12 protein-coding genes are annotated in these 16,151 nt (G+C 65.9%); 2 read left to right on the top strand and 10 right to left on the bottom strand.

Translation table 11 applies throughout. The features are described 5' to 3' along the window. The 5 genes from BJQ90_RS12600 to BJQ90_RS12580 all read right to left on the bottom strand — a co-directional run. Positions 1–1,118, bottom strand: a 1,118-nt coding sequence (locus BJQ90_RS12600; RefSeq protein ID WP_226760595.1) for a PEP/pyruvate-binding domain-containing protein, incomplete at its 3' end; no start/stop codon positions are given. A gap of 5 nt (positions 1,119–1,123) precedes the next feature. Then, complete coding sequence (locus tag BJQ90_RS12595; RefSeq protein ID WP_226760594.1) at positions 1,124–2,401, bottom strand: cytochrome P450; 1,278 nt, start codon at positions 2,399–2,401, stop codon at positions 1,124–1,126. 315 nt (positions 2,402–2,716) lie between these two features. Beyond that, positions 2,717–3,511: an IclR family transcriptional regulator gene (locus tag BJQ90_RS12590; RefSeq protein WP_226760593.1), complete on the bottom strand. Its 795-nt coding sequence runs from the start codon at positions 3,509–3,511 to the stop codon at positions 2,717–2,719. Positions 3,512–3,828: 317 nt separating this feature from the next. Then, positions 3,829–4,632 carry a creatininase gene (locus tag BJQ90_RS12585; protein ID WP_226760592.1) on the bottom strand — a complete coding sequence of 268 codons (804 nt, stop codon included), beginning with the start codon at positions 4,630–4,632 and terminating at the stop codon, positions 3,829–3,831. A 131-nt stretch (positions 4,633–4,763) separates the two neighbouring features. Then, a complete protein-coding gene (locus BJQ90_RS12580) occupies positions 4,764–6,332 on the bottom strand; it encodes a purine-cytosine permease family protein (RefSeq protein ID WP_226760591.1) in 1,569 nt (522 codons plus the stop codon). Between the two features lie 105 nt (positions 6,333–6,437). Here BJQ90_RS12580 and BJQ90_RS12575 point away from each other — a divergent pair, with 105 nt between their 5' ends. After that, positions 6,438–7,985, top strand: coding sequence for a PucR family transcriptional regulator (locus BJQ90_RS12575; RefSeq protein ID WP_226760590.1), 1,548 nt, complete (start codon positions 6,438–6,440; stop codon positions 7,983–7,985). A 56-nt stretch (positions 7,986–8,041) separates the two neighbouring features. Here the strand turns inward: BJQ90_RS12575 and BJQ90_RS12570 are convergent, their stop codons facing one another. The 3 genes from BJQ90_RS12570 to BJQ90_RS12560 all read right to left on the bottom strand — a co-directional run bounded on the left by BJQ90_RS12570 (position 8,042) and on the right by BJQ90_RS12560 (position 11,691). Beyond that, positions 8,042–8,869 (bottom strand): IclR family transcriptional regulator, encoded by an 828-nt coding sequence (locus tag BJQ90_RS12570; protein ID WP_226760589.1) that lies wholly within the window; start codon positions 8,867–8,869, stop codon positions 8,042–8,044. 82 nt (positions 8,870–8,951) lie between these two features. Beyond that, entirely contained in the window at positions 8,952–10,208 is a 1,257-nt protein-coding gene (locus BJQ90_RS12565) for an aminopeptidase P family protein (RefSeq protein WP_226760588.1), read from the bottom strand. Positions 10,209–10,266: 58 nt separating this feature from the next. Beyond that, entirely contained in the window at positions 10,267–11,691 is a 1,425-nt protein-coding gene (locus tag BJQ90_RS12560) for an MFS transporter (protein ID WP_226760587.1), read from the bottom strand. 384 nt (positions 11,692–12,075) lie between these two features. Here BJQ90_RS12560 and BJQ90_RS12555 point away from each other — a divergent pair, with 384 nt between their 5' ends. Further along, entirely contained in the window at positions 12,076–13,182 is a 1,107-nt protein-coding gene (locus tag BJQ90_RS12555; protein WP_226760586.1) for an S-(hydroxymethyl)mycothiol dehydrogenase, read from the top strand. Positions 13,183–13,279: 97 nt separating this feature from the next. Here the strand turns inward: BJQ90_RS12555 and BJQ90_RS12550 are convergent, their stop codons facing one another. Together BJQ90_RS12550 and BJQ90_RS12545 are read right to left on the bottom strand one after the other, a co-directional pair. Beyond that, positions 13,280–14,260 carry an ABC transporter substrate-binding protein gene (locus BJQ90_RS12550; protein ID WP_226760585.1) on the bottom strand — a complete coding sequence of 327 codons (981 nt, stop codon included), beginning with the start codon at positions 14,258–14,260 and terminating at the stop codon, positions 13,280–13,282. 36 nt (positions 14,261–14,296) lie between these two features. Next, on the bottom strand, positions 14,297–16,151 hold a 1,855-nt coding region (locus BJQ90_RS12545), incomplete at its 5' end, for an ABC transporter permease (RefSeq protein ID WP_226760584.1).

The following is a 16,151-nucleotide window of genomic DNA, read 5'->3' as shown; positions in this document are numbered from 1 at the left end:
GTGGACGACGGCGCCGGGCCGGCCGGCGGGGTCGTGGAGGCGGGCGCGGGGCTGGCGGGGCTCAGCCCGCTGAAGTAGCCCCCGGCGGCGGCAGTCGACGGGGCTGCTTGAGTGACCACCGCCGGCTTGGAGGAGTGCACGGTTTCGGGGCGGGACTGCAGCAGGAGCAGGTTGTCGCCGTCGGGCAGGTCCGCGTCGAGGGCCCATTCGATGTCCTGCGGGCACTTGTAGTGCTTTTCCGCGCGCTTAGCCATCTGGGCGACGGCGGTGAGTTCGGCGTCGCTGAGGCTGCGGCGGCCGCGGCGTTCGGCGTCGACCTCCCGCTCCACCAGGCGGCCGGCTGCGGCGTCCGGGACGAGTTCGGCATGCTTGTCGCCGAGGTGTTCGTTGATGACGGTCAGGGTGACCTTGTCCAGCATGATGTTGTCCGGGGTGACCTGGCCGGAGACCACCATCTCGCCGACCCCGTAGGAGGAGTCGATGGTGATCTTGGAGCGGTCGCCGTTGGTGGGGTCCATGGTGATGGCGACGCCGGAGACGCGGGCGTTGACCATCTTCTGCACCACGACAGCCATGGAGAGGCCTTCGTTGGGGATGTTGTTCCTGAGCCGGTAGATGATGGCGCGGGAGGTGAAGAGCGATGCCCAGCACTGCCGGATGTGTTCGGTGACGGCTTTGACGCCGTCGAGCCAGAGGTAGGTGTCCTGCTGGCCGGCGAAGGAGGCGTCCGGGAGGTCCTCTGCGGTGGCGCTGGAGCGGACGGCCACCGGGACCGGTGCCTCGAAGCGGGACATCAGGGACTCGTAGGCGGTAATGGTCAGCTCGCGGAGGACCTGGGGTACCGGACGGGAGCAGATGTCCTCGCGGATGGCGGCGGAGACCTTGTCCACCTGGCCCATGTCCTCGGGGTCCAGATCGGCGAGGAGCTGGTGGATATGCCGGGTGATGCCTGCTTCCTCCATAAAGGCGTCGAACTGGTCTGTGGTGACCACAAAGCCGGGCGGGACCGGCATGCCGGCGGAGGTCATGGTGACCAGGGAGGCGCCCTTGCCGCCGAGGTTTTCGAGTTTTGGTTCGATGCCGCCGTCGAAGAATTGGATGTATTCGTTGCTTTGCATATTTCTCAGGCCTTCCAGCTGACGGAGACGGTCTCGGGGACGCGGAAGGAGAGGTTCTCCCGGAAAGCGGTGGCTTCCGGGTTCTCCAGCGCCAGCCCGGGGGCGAGCCGGGCCACTTCCTCGAGCGCGATTTTGGCCTGGAGCTTGGCGAGCATATTGCCCAGGCAGTAGTGGATGCCGAACCCGAAGGAGAGGTGCTCGCGAGCGTTGGGGCGGGTGATGTCGAAGTCCTCGCCGGCGGTGAATTTGTTCTCGTCGCGGTTGGCGGAGCCCATCAGGAGCAGCAGCTGCGCGCCCGCTTCGATGGCGACGCCGCCAACTTCGGTGTCCTTGAGGGCCTTGCGGCGCCAGCCGACGATCGATCCGGCGTAGCGCAGGACCTCGTCGATGGCGGCGGGGATCTTCTTGGGGTCCTCGACGAGCTGCTTCCACTGCTCGGGCCGGGCCAGAAGTTCGCGGAGGGCGTTGGAGATCAGCGTGGTAGTGGTTTCGTGGCCGGCGAAGAGCAGGCTGTAGAGGACGGAGGCAATCTCGTGGTCGGAGATCTCCGCACCTTCCTGCTGCGACTTCACCAGGTCCGCGGTGAGGTTGTCGCCGCCTTCCTCGTGGGCCACCTTGACCAGGCGCAGGCACTCCTGCCAGTACTCCACGAGGTTGTGGGCGTGCGGGATCTGTTCCTCGTCGCTGAGGTCGCCCCAGGTCATGGCCGCGCGCGAATCGCTCCAGCGTTTGAAGGTGTCCACCTGGGAGACATCCGCGCCGATCAGGGTGAGGATGGTGATGGTGGGGACGTCGTAGGCGAGATCCCTGACCATATCGCCGTGGCGGTCCGGCCGGGACAACATCTTTTCGAGCAGTTCGACGACGTTCTGCCGGATGAAGGGTTCAAGTGCCTTGTAGCGGCGGGGCGTGAAGGCCTTTTGGACCACGGCGCGGATGCGGGTGTGCTCCGGCGGCCGGCGGGCGGAGAGGCCGGAGTAGGCGGTGAAGCCGCCGTCTTCCATGATCTTCTTCGCGGCGGCGCCGCGTTCGCGGACGGGTGCCTGCGCGTTTTCGCTGGAGAAGGTCTCCCAGTCCTCGAAGACGGCCTTGATGTCGTCGTAGCGGGAGACGACGTAGAGGCCGACCCGCTGGTCGAACATCACCGGTTGTTCGGCCCGGAGTTCAGCGTAGGCCGGGAAGGGATCCTTCATCTGGAACGGCTCGTAGCCGTGGTGCCCTGCGGGTGCCTCGGCGCCGTGTCCAAAGGGACAGCGGCCGGCCGTATCCGTCGACGATGACATCTAAGCTCCTTGATTTTTTGGTCCCGCCGGCTGCGCCAGTGCATGCCGGGGTTCTTATTCACCAGTGTGGCCCCGATCACTCTTTGACGGCAGGGCTGACTTCCACTGAGCGGAAGCGAGTTGTTTTGCCCGCCTGCGGCAGGACGGGCTGGCCGCGGTCCGGGGGCACTTCGACACGGACACGCTGCCGTCGAATATTGGCACCAGGTGCCCCCGGACGGACGCTACCCGGCCGCACCGCAAGGCTGCCGGCCACCCCGAGGCAGCCGGCAGCCGTGCGGCGGGGTGCAAGACCATGGCGAGGAGCGCGCCGGGTCAGTCCGTGCCGGCAACGTGGCTGCCCAGCAGCGTTTCCAGCGGGATCCGGGCCGTGGCGCGCTCAATCTGGGCGGCGATGCCGCGCAGGACGGGCAGGTGCCGGGTCATCGTGGCGGCCTGGCTGGTGGGCAGCACGAGGCCGATCGACGCGCCGATCCTGCCGGTGTGGAAGACCGGGACGGCGATGGAGCAGGAGCCCAGCCGGACTTCCTCCAGGGTGGTGGCGTAGCCCTGCTCCCGGATCCGGGTCAGCTCTGCGGCCAGCTTTTTGGGGTCCACGTGGGTGTGTGCGGTGTGCCGCTCCAGCTGCCGGTTCAGGTAGGCCTCCCGGACCCAGTCCTCCTCGAAGGCGAGGAGGACCTTCCCGACGGCGGTCGCGTGCATGGGCAGCCGGCCGCCGACCCGGCTGGCGCGGGGCACCCGCTTGGAGCCGTAGACCCGGTCGATGTAGAGCACCTCGTGGCCGGCCCGGACCGCCAGATGTGCGGTTTCGCCGGTGAGTGAGAACAGGTCCTGGATGTAGGGCCGCGCCGCGTCGCGCAGTTGCCGCCCGGTGTTCTGGGCAAGCTCCCAGAGCCGGATACCGAGCTGGTAGCGGCCGTTGGGCTCGCGCGAGAGGAATCCCCAGTCGGTGAGCTCGTTGACCAGGCGGTGGGCGGTGCTCAGCGGGAGGCCGGATCTTTCGGCGATGTCGGTCAGGCTGAGCGCGCCCCGGGACTTTTCGAAGGTCTCGAGGATGGCGAGGACCTTCGAGGTAACGGTCCTGCCGGGTTCGCGGCTGCCGCCGGCCATCGTGACCTCCTTGTCGCGGGCTTGGTCCCCGGTCTGCCATCTGCCTCCGGCTGTCGGCCGGCCGACGGGCCCGAAATCGAGTGTAGTCCGCCAGTGCCCGCAATCGGCCGGCCGGTCCGGAAACCAAGCAACGCGGGGTCACTTAGCGCCCATTCCGGGGCCCCGGATGGGCGCTAAGTGACCCCGCGTTGGGGCTACAGTTTGGTCGATACCCTCGTATCTCCCATGGGCAGCGCCGTGACGCGACGGCGCCGCGGGTAGGTCTCCCCGCGGCGCCATAGTCTCATTGGGTGAATCGTGTTTCCCTTTGGGATCCCCTACACCGGAACAACCGCAGGCGCGGGTTCACGGACCAGTTCACTCCCGAGATCGAAGGCCAGATCTCCGACAACCTGTTCGTATAGCAGCCCGCCTTTGGCTGCGCTGGAGCCAGCGGCCGATGACAGGCAACCCGTCGCGGGTGTCCGCTCCGGAACCACCGGGAGCCGGTCGAAGCGCGGGAGGACCGCGGCAGGACCGTCGGCCAGGCGGTCAATCGCTACCCGGGCGGGTTCGAGGTGGAGCATGAGCGAGGTTTCCAGGACCCCGCCATGCTCGATGTCCCAGCCCGGGAAGCCCCCGGGATAGACCTGCCCGAGCGTGTCCTCGCTGACGAAGTCCCAGTAGGACAGCAGCAGCACGCTCTGCTCTGCCCCGGGCTTAATGCCCAACTCGTCAAGGGCAAGATCGATGCCCTCGTACAGGAACTGGTAGTTCTCGAAGTGGCCGTTGATGAAGACCACGTGCCGAACGCCCTGATTGAGGAAGGACTTGACCAGGTTGCGGGCCACCCCAATGAGGGTGGCGCCATCCAGGCTGGTCGTACCGGAGAGGTGGTTTCCTCCGCCGGACTTCTGTTGCGATTTGTACCCGTAGGCGATCGGCTGGGCAACAAGTCCACCCAGTCGCCGGGCAACACCCTCCGCGAAGTGGGATGCCAGGATGGTGTCCGTTCCCAGCGGAAGGTGTGGACCGTGCTGCTCCAGGGACCCGACGGGAATGAGGACGATCGCGTCCCCGGATGCCAGGACTTCGCGGTAGGCGAAAGCATCCAGGTCTTCCAGAAGTACTGACTTGACCATGCTGGTAGTGCTCCTCGTTATGTTCAGTGTGCAAATGGCGCCGGCGGCCGCGGCCAATCAAGCGCTGACGATGGTGCGGGCCGGGCCGGCTGGGAATCCGGTGATGTTTCCCCGCCGGGGTGATCTCCCGGTCAGAGGCCCGCGGAGGAAGCGGACACGGCGGGGACGTCGGCCGTCCCGATGGCGGCTACCTCCGGGGCGGCAGCAGGGGCGGCAGCAGGAGCCGGGACCGTCGTTGCATCGGCGCTGGTCAGGTGCAGGAACTTCCGGTGGTACCGCGGCCCCATGATGGCGTAGGCTCCAGCGCTGGATAGGCCGCCGGCCAGCCAGGACAGGTCCCATCCGCCCAGGGCGACGGCGACCGGGCCCTGCATTGCGGGCACCAGCCCGTACATGAACAGCCAGGTGGCGAAGATTCCGACCAGCAGGGAGACGATGCCGGCCGGGTTCACACCGGGCAGGCGCTTGGTGCCTACCGCGTCGAAGAGCCGGGACGGGTCGCCGGGCCAGCGCTTTTCAATCCAGAAGTAGTGCACCAGCATGACCCCGCCCCACGCGGCAACCCAGGCAACGAGTCCGATCAGCCACGCGTCCAGGACGGAGGCGAAATCCTCCTGGTAGATGAAGAAGATCACGGCCGCCAGGGAGAAGACGCCGACGAAGAGGTTGAGCTTGCGGCGGCTGATGGAGATGTCCAGCGCCTGGGTGGCTACGGAAAAGGTGTAGATGTTCAGGATGTTGGTCGCGATTGGGCCGTGCAGGACCATAAGCAGCACGGGAAGGGCCAGCGCGCCGAAGTTCAGGACGATGAGTTTTCCGGGGTCGATTTCCCCGGTGTTGGTGGCCAGACTGGCTCCCAGGATGCCCAGCCAGACGACGGGGATGAACTGGCCCAGCACCGAGGCGAGGTAGACCTTGTGCTTGGGCACCGAGGTGCTGACGAAGCGGGAGTAGTCTGCGGCGTAGGTGAACCAGGTGATGCCCCAGCCGATGCCGATGGCCGTCATGACGGCGCTCATCGCGGCGATGCGTTCGGAGCCTTCGAGGATGTGGCCTGCCGGGCCGGCGTAGGTCCAGTTGATCTGCATGCCGAACCAGGCCACTGCCGACATGACGGTCAGGATGATGATGGTCGGCGGGACGGTCCATTTCTCGAACGCGGCGATCGCCTTGTAGCCGAACCAGGCAATGGCCACCTGGGTCGCCATGATGAAGGTGGCGATGCCGATCTTCCACGCGTAGTTGTGGGCCTCCGGGTCAACCCAGCCCAGGGTTCCGAACAGCGCCATGACCAGGTCCAGGATGATCCAGGTGTTGACCGCGCACCAGCCGATCACCAGAAGGGCCTGGATGGCCGCCGGCAGGTAATTTCCGCGCCGGCCAAAGGCGGCGCGGGCGAGCACCATACCGGTCGCTCCAGTCTTCTGGCCCAGCAGGACAAAGCAGCCGAAGAGCAGCATCCCGATCAGGTTTCCGAGGACGAGTACGGTGACCGTGTCCGCGAATCCCAGACCGAGCTGGATGCCGAGCGCGCCGAGCACCCAGTTGATCGGGGCGAGGTTGGCGCCGGCCCAGATCCAGAACTGGCCGGACACTTTGCGGGTACGTTCTGATTCGGGGATGGGGTGAAGCCACGCTTCGTGGTCTTCGCTGGCCGCTGGAGCGGTGCTGGCCGAAACCGTTGGGGATGTTTCACGCATTGGAGCCTCCGTGAGCGATTGGGGTACTTCAAGATTATGTGGCCCATGCCACATCGCCTATATATGATGTGTATAGTTAATTTCTGCTTTACGCGACGGAGTGTCATGCCTATACGTCTCATCGATGTGCTCAACCACCCAACCTTGGCGGCCGCTGATCCGGTGGTCCGGGCGGCCAGCGGGAGGGCCGCCCGGACCCAGCTTCGGTGGGTGCACTCCAGCGAGATCCTGGACATCGCTCCGCTGCTGGACGGCGGGGAGCTTCTGCTGACGGGAGGGGAAGCCCTTGCACTCGCGTCCGAGGACCGGCGGGTCACCTACATCCAGCAACTGGCCGAGCGGGGAGTGGCCGCCTTGGCCATCGAAACCGGCGCCGCCCTTCCTTCGCTGCCGTCCTTGATGATCTCGGCCGCCGAGGCAGCCGGACTTCCGCTGATCGAGCTCCGCAAGGTGGTGCCGTTTGTCAGTGTTATGCAGGCCATCAACTCGTCGCTGGTCAGCGAGTCGGTGTCGCAGTTACGGCAGGCAGATGAAGCCAGTCATGCGATGGCCGTTGAGCTGGCACACGGCGGCGGTCTGGATCGGATTCTGGCCGTACTCGCGCGGATTACCCACGCCGAGGTGGCCTTGGCCTCCCTCACGGGCGTGACCCTGGCCAGTGCAACGCCAGCGAACACCGGAAGCGGCGATTCGACCGGCAGCTCATCCCCCGCCCCGCAGGAACATGCGCGGCTGATCCGGATCGACGTTCCGGTGCGCGGAATCCTTGCGGCCCAGCTGGTGCTCCGGGTCCCGGCGGACGAGGATGAGAACCTTGCGCGGACGGCCGGAAAACGCTCGGTGGACATCCTGGCGCTGGCCATGCTGCAGCGGATGTCGCCCGGCCTGCGGGAAGTTGCGGGAGCTGCGTTGATCCGTGCCGTCGATTCCGGCAGCCAGCCGTGGCGGCTTCAACAGTTGGCGTCGGCAGCCGGAATTCCGGCTTCCTCCCCGCTCGTGGCCATCGCGGTCCGGTCCGACACCTCGCAGCAGCTGCGGACATCGGTGGAACAGGTACTGGCCCGGACAGCGCAGTCGCACGCCACCTACGTGGATAATGCCGAGCTTCTCGCAGTGGCCGGCCTGGGCGGCGATGCACCGGAGGAAGGCCGGCGGAGGCTCCTGGCCGGCCTGCTGGAGCTGCCGGCCATAGCCAGGACGCTTGCCGCGGTGGGTCCCCTGGTGACGGGAATTTCGGACGCTCCATGGTCGCTCTCCGAAGCCAAGCTCACCCTGGAACTGGCGGACTCCCCGGAGCCGTCCCGTTCCGAAGCCGGCCGTGCACACCGTCCAGTCGTCGACGCGGAGGCATTCGCCGTGGAACGCCTCGCCGTACAATCCCTGGACCCTTATCAACGGCGGAACTTTGTGCGCCAGCAATTGGGTGCGCTCCTGGACCATGATGCACAGCGCAATTCGCGGCTGCTGGACACGCTGGCAACGTGGATGGATTGCGGATGCAACACCGCGCACGCAGCCAGGGAGCTCCATCTGGAACGGCAGTCGATGCACCAGCGGCTGCGTCGCATCTTCGAACTGTGCGGCGGTGACCCGCGGGACACGGGCCGGCTGGCGGCCTTGCACCTGGCCACCCGGCTTGCCGGACTCATCTGAATCACCGGACTCATCCGGGGCGCCGGATCCGCCGGGGCGCCGGGCCCGTCCGGGCCTCAGCCGGGGACGGTGCCCCCGGTGCCCCCGGGCGGACGTCCGCCCAGACGTGTGGTGACCTTGCGGGCCGCGGCTGTGCAGGCCTCCCCGAGGCTCTGCAATCGCTCCCGTGACACCCGGAACCGGGGCGCGGAGATGAGGACGGCCGCCACTATGTCACCGCGGTGGTCGTAGACGGGGGCAGCAACGCCCACTTCGTCGAGGGAGGATTCGCCGTAGTTGATGGCCCAGCCACGAGCCGTCACATCCTTGAGCTTGATCTGGTAGCCATCCAGGCCGGCATCATCGAGCCCCGGATAGCTGATCTCCCCGCTGCGCAGCAGCGCACGGACACGTTCGACGGGTTCGGCGGAGAGGAAGACCTGCACGGAGGCGCTCATCGCGTCCGTGTACCGGGCTCCCAGCGGGGTGGTGTGCTTGATCTGGTGGTGGCTGGCGATCTGTTCCACGCACATGGACTCGGCGCCGTTCCAGACCATCAGTGCGCTGGTTTCGCCGGTCTGTTCGGTGAGTTCGCGCAGGACCGGGTAGGCCACGCGCCGTTCTTCCAGTTCCGCCAGCAGCGGCCCGGCGACGGCGATGAGCCCCAGCCCCAGCCGGAAGCGGCGGCTTTCCGGGTCCCGTTCCACGAGGTGTTCCTGCTCGAAGGTGGCCAGGATCCGGGACACGGTGCTTTTGTGCAGGCCCACCCGGTTGGCGATCTCGGTGACTCCGAGCTGTGGTTCATCGGCGGTGAACGTCCGCAGCACGGCGATGGCGTTGACGATGACAGAGGTGCCCTTGGCGTCGCCGCTTCCGGTGGTCTCGGGAGATTCTGCTGGGGTCATGGTGTCCACCATCATTCCGTATTAAGGGCCGAAAGCGGCGCCACGTTGGACGTGGCGCCGCTACTTGCGGGTCAGGGGACGGTCAGGCGCCCACGATGTTGTACTCGGGGCCGAAGGGGAACTTCGTGATGTTCTCGGCTCCGTCCTCGCCGACGACGAGGATGTCGTGCTCACGGTAGCCGCCGGCGCCGGGCGCACCGTCCAGGACGGTGATCATCGGTTCCATGGAGACCACCATGCCGGGCTCCAGCACGGTGTCGATGTCCTCGCGGAGCTCCAGTCCGGCTTCGCGGCCGTAGTAGTGGCTGAGGACGCCGAAGGAGTGCCCGTAGCCGAAGGTCCGGTTGGCCAGCAGTCCATGGCCCACGTAGATCTCGTTCAGTTCGGCGGCGATGTCCTTGCAGACGGCTCCGGGCTTGATGAGTTCGAGGCCGCGCTTGTGGACTTCCACGTTGATGTTCCACAGTTCCAGGGAGCGGGCGTCAGGTTCGCCGTAGAACAGGGTGCGCTCCAGGGCGGTGTAGTAGCCGGAGGTCATCGGGAAGCAGTTCAGGGACAGGATGTCGTGTTCCTGGATCTTGCGGGTGGTGGCCCAGTTGTGGGCGCCGTCGGTGTTGATGCCGGACTGGAACCAGACCCAGGTGTCGCGGATTTCCGAGTCGGGGAAGGTCCGGGCGATTTCGTGGACCATGGCTTCGGTGCCGATCAGGGCGACCTCGTATTCGGTGATCCCGGCCGTGATGGCGTTGCGGATGGCTTCGCCGCCGAGGTCGCCGATGCGGGCGCCGTGCTTGATAACCTCGATCTCTTCGGCCGACTTGATCATCCGCTGGCGCATGGCTGCCTGGGCGACGTCGACCAGGGTGGCCGACTCGAAGGCTGCCTGGATCTTGTTGCGGTTGTCCAGCGGGAGCGAATCGTCTTCGACGCCGATCCGGCGCGGGGAGATGCCGCGGGTGCGCAGCACCTCCTGGATGGCGAAGATGTAGTTGTCCCGGCGCCAGTCCGTGTAAACCACGTTGTCACCGTAGCTGCGGCGCCACGGCATGCCGGCGTCGATGTTGGCCGTGACGGTCACGGTGTCGTCCTTGGTGACCACCATGGCGTAGGAGCGGCCGAAGTAGGTGAACAGGAAGTCGGAGTAGTACTTGATGGAGTGGTAGCTCGTCAGGACGACGGCGTCCAGGCTCTTCTCCGCCATGATGCGGCGCAGGCCGGACAGCCGGCGCTCAAACTCGGCATCGGAGAACGTGAGGCTGACCTTCGTGCCGTTGTGCAGGACCTTGAGGCGCTCCAGTTCGGCGATGGACGAAGCGTTGTCGTTGGTGGTGATGGTCATGGTGGTGGTGCCTTTCGTCGGTTGGTTCTGGGAGGGAAAAGTTGAAAGTCGGTCGGGGCTACGCGTGGCTCAGTGGCTCTTTGCTGGTTTCACGGGAGAGCACGACGGCGATCAGGGAGACGGCCGCGGCGCCCACCAGGTACCAGGCCGGGGCCAGCTCGTTGGCTGTCGCGGCGATGAGGAGGGTGGCCATGAAGGGGGCAGTGCCGCCGAAGAGCGCGTTGGAAAGATTGAAGCTGACGGCGAAGCCGCTGTAGCGGACACGGGTGGGGAACATTTCGGCCAGGAAGCTCGGGAGCGTGCCGTCATTGAGCGTGAGCATGCCGCCCAGCAGGATCTGGACCAGGACGATCACCAGGAAGTTGCCGGTTCCCAGCAGGGCGAAGGCAGGCACGGTCAGCACGATGAAGCTGATGGATGCCGCGATGAGCACCTTCTTCCGTCCGTAACGGTCGGAGAGCATTCCGGTCAGGAAGATGAACCCGATGTACGTCACCAGCGCGATGGTGGTTGCCAGGAACGATTCGGTTTTTCCGAGGCCCAGTTCCGAGGACAGGTACGTCGGCATGTAGCTGAGAATCACATAGAATCCGACGGCGTTGAGCAGCACTGCTCCGACCGCCCGCAGCAGCAGCCGCCAATGGTTCCGGAAGAGGCCGAATACCGGCGCCTTGATGGCCTCGTCCTCCGCTGCGAGTTCGCGGAACACCGGGGTGTCTTCCAGCTTCGTGCGGATGTAGCGTCCGATCAGCCCCATCGGGGCCGCGAGCAGGAACGGCAGGCGCCATCCCCAGCTTTGCATCGCATCGGCGCTGAGCAGAGTGGTCAGCAGTCCCGCGAGCAGGGAGCCGAGCAGCAGGCCCGCCGCCGTGCTGGCCGGCACGACGGCGGCGTACAGCCCGCGCTTGTTGGCCGGGGCGTACTCCACGAGGAAAGCGGAGGCGCCGGCGTATTCACCGGAAGCAGAGAAGCCCTGCGCCACGCGGATGACCAGGAGCAGGATCGGCGCCCAGATGCCGATGGTGTCATAGCCGGGTATCAGGGCGATGCAGAAGGTCGCTCCGGACATGATCAGGATGGACAGGGAAAGTGCCGTCCGGCGCCCCACCCGGTCTCCGATGTGGCCCCAGACGAAGCCTCCGAGGGGCCGCACCAGGAACGAGATGGCGAACAGGGCAAAAGTCAGCAGGAGCCCGGTCTGGGGGTTGGATTCAGGGAAGAAGACCGCGGCGATGGTCGCGGCCAGATAGCCGTACACGGCGTAGTCAAACCATTCGACGAAGTTGCCGATGAAGCTCGCCGCGATCACCCGCCGGCGTGTTTCCTTGCTGACGCCGCCGCCGTTGACGGGTCCGGCGTGCCCGTCCGGGTTCACGCGGCCACTCGTTGTTGTTGGTCCGGAGGAAGTACTGCCATGCCCGCCATTCGACTCCGGGCTTCTCGGCCCCGCAAGTGTGGCGGGGGAGGGAGTTTCGTTACTCATGTGTCCACCAAAGTGTTTTGGAGTTGCATTCACTGCAACGCTGTTGCACCAGATTATGCGTGATCTGCGACACGGTCAATGCTTTTGTGGCTGAAGCGGATTAAAACTGATTCAACAGCGGCGGCTCGTTGATTCCAACCCGGAATGATCCGTCAAAGTGTTGCATTTGATGGAAGCGTGTTGCGTCTGGAAGGAGGCCTGGCAGGTTCGACCGAGGGCTGTCGAAGCGACGGGCGGGATCCATTGACACTCCCAGCGCAGGCTGGCATATTTTCAGTACGCGCTATTTGCGGCATGTTGCGTAATGCGCAATTAATGGCGGGTCAGAAAGATCTGGCACCGCTGCCGCCCCCGGGAGTCCCGGGGGATCAGGAAAGGAACGCAGTGGTTCACAAGGTAAAGGCAGTTATTGCCAGGGAAAAGAACGGCCCGGTTTCCGTCGAGACCATCCTGGTTCCGGATCCGGGACCGGGCGAGGCGTTGGTGGACATCCTCACGTGCGGCGTCTGCCATACCGACCTCCACTACAAACAGGGCGGAATCACGGACGACTTCCCCATCCTGCTGGGCCACGAGGCCACCGGCGTGGTCAGCGCGGTGGGCCCGGACGTCACCGAAGTAGCGCCAGGGGACAGAGTCATCCTGAACTGGCGTGCCGTCTGCGGCCAGTGCCGGGCGTGCGCCAATGGACAGCCGCAGTACTGCTTCAACACGCACAACGCGACGCAGAAGATGACCCTTGAGGACGGCACGGAGTTGTCGCCCGCGCTCGGCATCGGCGCCTTCGCGGAGAAGACACTCGTCGCCGCCGGGCAGTGCACCAAAGTGGACGACAACGCCGATCCTGCCGCCGTCGGACTGCTCGGCTGCGGCGTGATGGCCGGCATCGGAGCCGCCATCAACACCGGCGAGGTCAAGCGGGGCGAGTCTGTGGCCGTGATCGGCTGCGGCGGCGTGGGCATCGCCGCAATTGCCGGGGCAAAGCTGGCCGGCGCCACCACGATCATTGCCGTGGACATCGACGCCAACAAGGTGGAAATGGCCAGGTCCCTGGGCGCCACCCACGGAGTCGACTCGAACCGGGAGGATCCCGTCGAAGCCATCCGTGCGCTGACGGGAGGCCACGGCGCCGACCTGGTGATTGACGCCGTCGGACGTCCCGAAACCTTCAAGCAGGCGTTCTATGCCCGCGACCTCGCCGGCCGCGTGGTACTCGTGGGGGTTCCGTCACCGGATGCGAAGATCGAACTGCCCCTGCTGGATGTCTTCGGCCGGGGCGGGTCCCTGAAGTCCTCCTGGTACGGGGACTGCCTGCCCTCGCGGGACTTCCCGATGCTCGTCCAGCAGTACCGGCTTGGCAACCTGGACCTGGACGCCTTCGTGACCGAACGGATCACCATGGACCAGGTGGAGGAGGCCTTCGCCAAAATGCATGAAGGCAAGGTCCTTCGTTCGGTCGTAGAAATCGCTGCGTCGCCCGGAAGGGCTTGAGCCTCGCCAGCGGGAAACAAGTCACCCTCCGACGAATTTCCGTCGGAGGGTGACTTTTTCCTGCTGCCGCTATCCGGTGGGCGCGGGGACGGCCCGCCTAGCCGAGCCAGGCATCCACAGCCTGCTGATGCGCGTCCACCCACTTCTTGGCCGCAGCCTCCGGCGTCATGCCGCCCTGGATGTCCGTGGCGACTGAGTTCTGGTCCTCGTTGGTCCATTTGAAGGCCTTGGCCAGCTTGGCTGCGGGCGAGCCGCTGTCCTCGAACTTCTTGGAAATCACCTTGTTGAGTTTGTATACGGGGTAGTCACAGGCCACCTTTTCCGGATTCGCGTCGCAGCCCTCGGTCCACGCCGGGAGGTTGACCTTCTTGAGTGAAACCTCGGACAGGAACCACTGCGGCTCGTAGAAATAGCCCAGGAGCGGCGTCTTGTTCTGCTCCGATGTCCGGAACGACTGGATCAGGGCGGCCTCCGAGCCGGAGAACACCACCTTGTAGTCCAGGTTGAGGTTCTTCACCAGCGCCTCGTCGTTGGTGACGAAGGCGGGATCGCCGTCGAGGACCTGGCCCTTTCCGCCGGATTCGGACGTGGCGAACATCGAGGCGTATTTGTTCAGGTTTGCCCCGTCCGTGATGTCCGGGTACTTTTCCGCCATCCATGGCGCCACGTACCAGCCGATGCGGCCTTCATTTCCTGTGGGGCCGGCGTCGACTGCCACCTTCTGCTGGGTGATGTACTGCTTGGCCAGATCGTCATGGCCCCAGTTTTCCATCACGACGTCAACCTCGCCGGAAGCGAAACCCTGCCAAGAGATCTGCTCGTTCAGGTCCTTCTGGACCACGGTGCAGCCAAGCTTGTTCTTCGCCACATAGCTGTAGACGGCTGCATTCGCCGTGTAGCCTACCCAGGCGTTGAGAGCCACATTGACGGTCCCGCAGGGCGCCGCACCGGCGGCAGCCGGGGCAGCAGCCGCCTGGTTCACGGAGGCACCGCCGCAGCCTGCCAGCAGCAGGGCGGCGGCAGCGGCCCCCGCTACCGCCGGGACAGTTCGTTTCAACAGCAGTCCAGCTTTTTTCATCGTTAGATCTCCTTGTTCGGGGTGCGGGTCTCGGGGTCAGGTTGCTGTGGTTTTCGGTGAGGGGGTTTTCCGCACCGGGGTGGCTGCGGCGGCCTGGGTCATCCTGTCCAGCAGGATGCCGAGGAAAACGATGGCAAGGCCTGCGGCGAGGCCCTTGCCGAAGAGCGCGCTTTGGACGAAGCCGGCGACGACGTCGTACCCGAGGCCGCCAGCGCCCACGAGCGCACCAACCACCACCATGGCCAGGACATAGATCAGGCCCTGGTTGGCGGCGAGGGCCAGGGTCTGCCTGGCCATCGGAAGCTGGACCTTGGTGATGACCTGCCAGGGGGTGGAGCCGCTGGCGACGGCGGCTTCGACCACCGTGGGGGAAATCGCCGAGATGCCGTCAGCCGTGATCTTGATGGCCACGGGGGCGGCGTAGATGATGCCGGCGATGATCGCGGTGAAGCGGGTGGCGCCGAAGAGCCCGAGGAACGGGACGAGGTACACGAAGGCCGGCATGGTCTGGCCGGCGTCCAGCATGGGCCGCATGATCTGGTCCACCCGCTCGGACCGTCCCATTGCGACGCCGAAGACTATGCCCAGGATCATGACCACCACGGTGGCGACGAGTGTCCCGGCCAGTGTGACCATCGAGTCGCTCCAGAGGCCGAGGTAGATGATCGCGCCCAGGCACGCCGTGGTCAGGGTTGCGAGCTTCCAGCCGCCCAGGGCGTAGGCCGCCATGGCAATAACGGCCACGAGGATGTAGAAGGGGGTGTCCGTGAGCAGGGACTGGAACGGGTTAAGGATCCCGGTGGTGACGGCTTCCCGGAAGGACACGGTGAACAGGGACAGGTTGGCCTGCATCCACTGGCTGGCCGAGCCTACCGCCTGGACGATCACCGGGCCAATGTTGAGCTCTGCCGGGAAGACCGCAGCCCACAGCATGGTCCGGGACAGCTGTACCATCGCCAGTGCCAGCACCAGGCTCACGCCCAGCAGGATGTACCTGGTCCTGCGGGAAACCCTGCGGTTCCGGGCCGCCCCCGGCTCCGCGCGGCGGCTCGCGGCGGTGGTCACCCGGTCCAGCACGATCGCCAGCAGCACGATGGAGAGCCCGGCGTTGACGGCCGTGCCGACGTCCAGCGACTGCAGCGCCCGGACCACCACCTGGCCGAGCCCGGGCGCTGCGATCAGGGCGGCGATGGTGACCATGGACAGGGCCGCCATGGTGCTCTGGTTGATTCCCATGACGATGGTGCGGCGGGCCATGGGAAGCTGCAGGTTGACGAGCCGCTGCAGGCCCGTTGTGCCCAGCGAATCGGAGGCTTCGCGGGTGTTTTCCGGGATGCCGCGGATGCCGTGCGCCGTCAGCCGGATGACGGGCGGAGCTGCATAGATCACCGTGGCAATGACGGCTGACGCCGGGCCGATGAGGAAGATCAGGGCAAGCGGGGCCAGATAAACGAACGTTGGCAGCGTCTGCATGAAGTCCAGCACCGGCGTGATGACCTTGGCGACGCGGCCGTAGACGCCAGCCAGGACACCGAGCGGGATTCCGACCAGAAGGGTCAGGAGCACAGCGGTGAGGACCAGCGCGAACGTGTAGGTGGCCTCGACGAACAGGCCCTGGAAGCCGAAAAACATAAAGACGGCCACTGTCAGCACCGCGACCCGGGCGTTTCCAACCGCGAACGCGATCCAGCCCAGCACGCCCACCGTTCCGAGCCAGCCGATTTCCGGCAGGCGCAGGCCCGTGGAACTCGCCGCGAAGGTGGTGATGAACAGGTTGGCCACGGCGTCGACGGCGGCCCGCAAGGGAGTGAAGACGTAGAGGAAGACGGGGTTGTCTGCGCGGTTTGCTGCCACCCAGGCGTTGAACTGGTTGAGGGAGCGGTGTAGGTCC

This window comes from Arthrobacter sp. SO3, from assembly GCF_020532825.1.
GTDB lineage: Bacteria > Actinomycetota > Actinomycetes > Actinomycetales > Micrococcaceae > Arthrobacter.
Note: the sequence above shows the minus strand (reverse complement) of the source record. Positions and strands in the feature narration are given on the sequence as shown.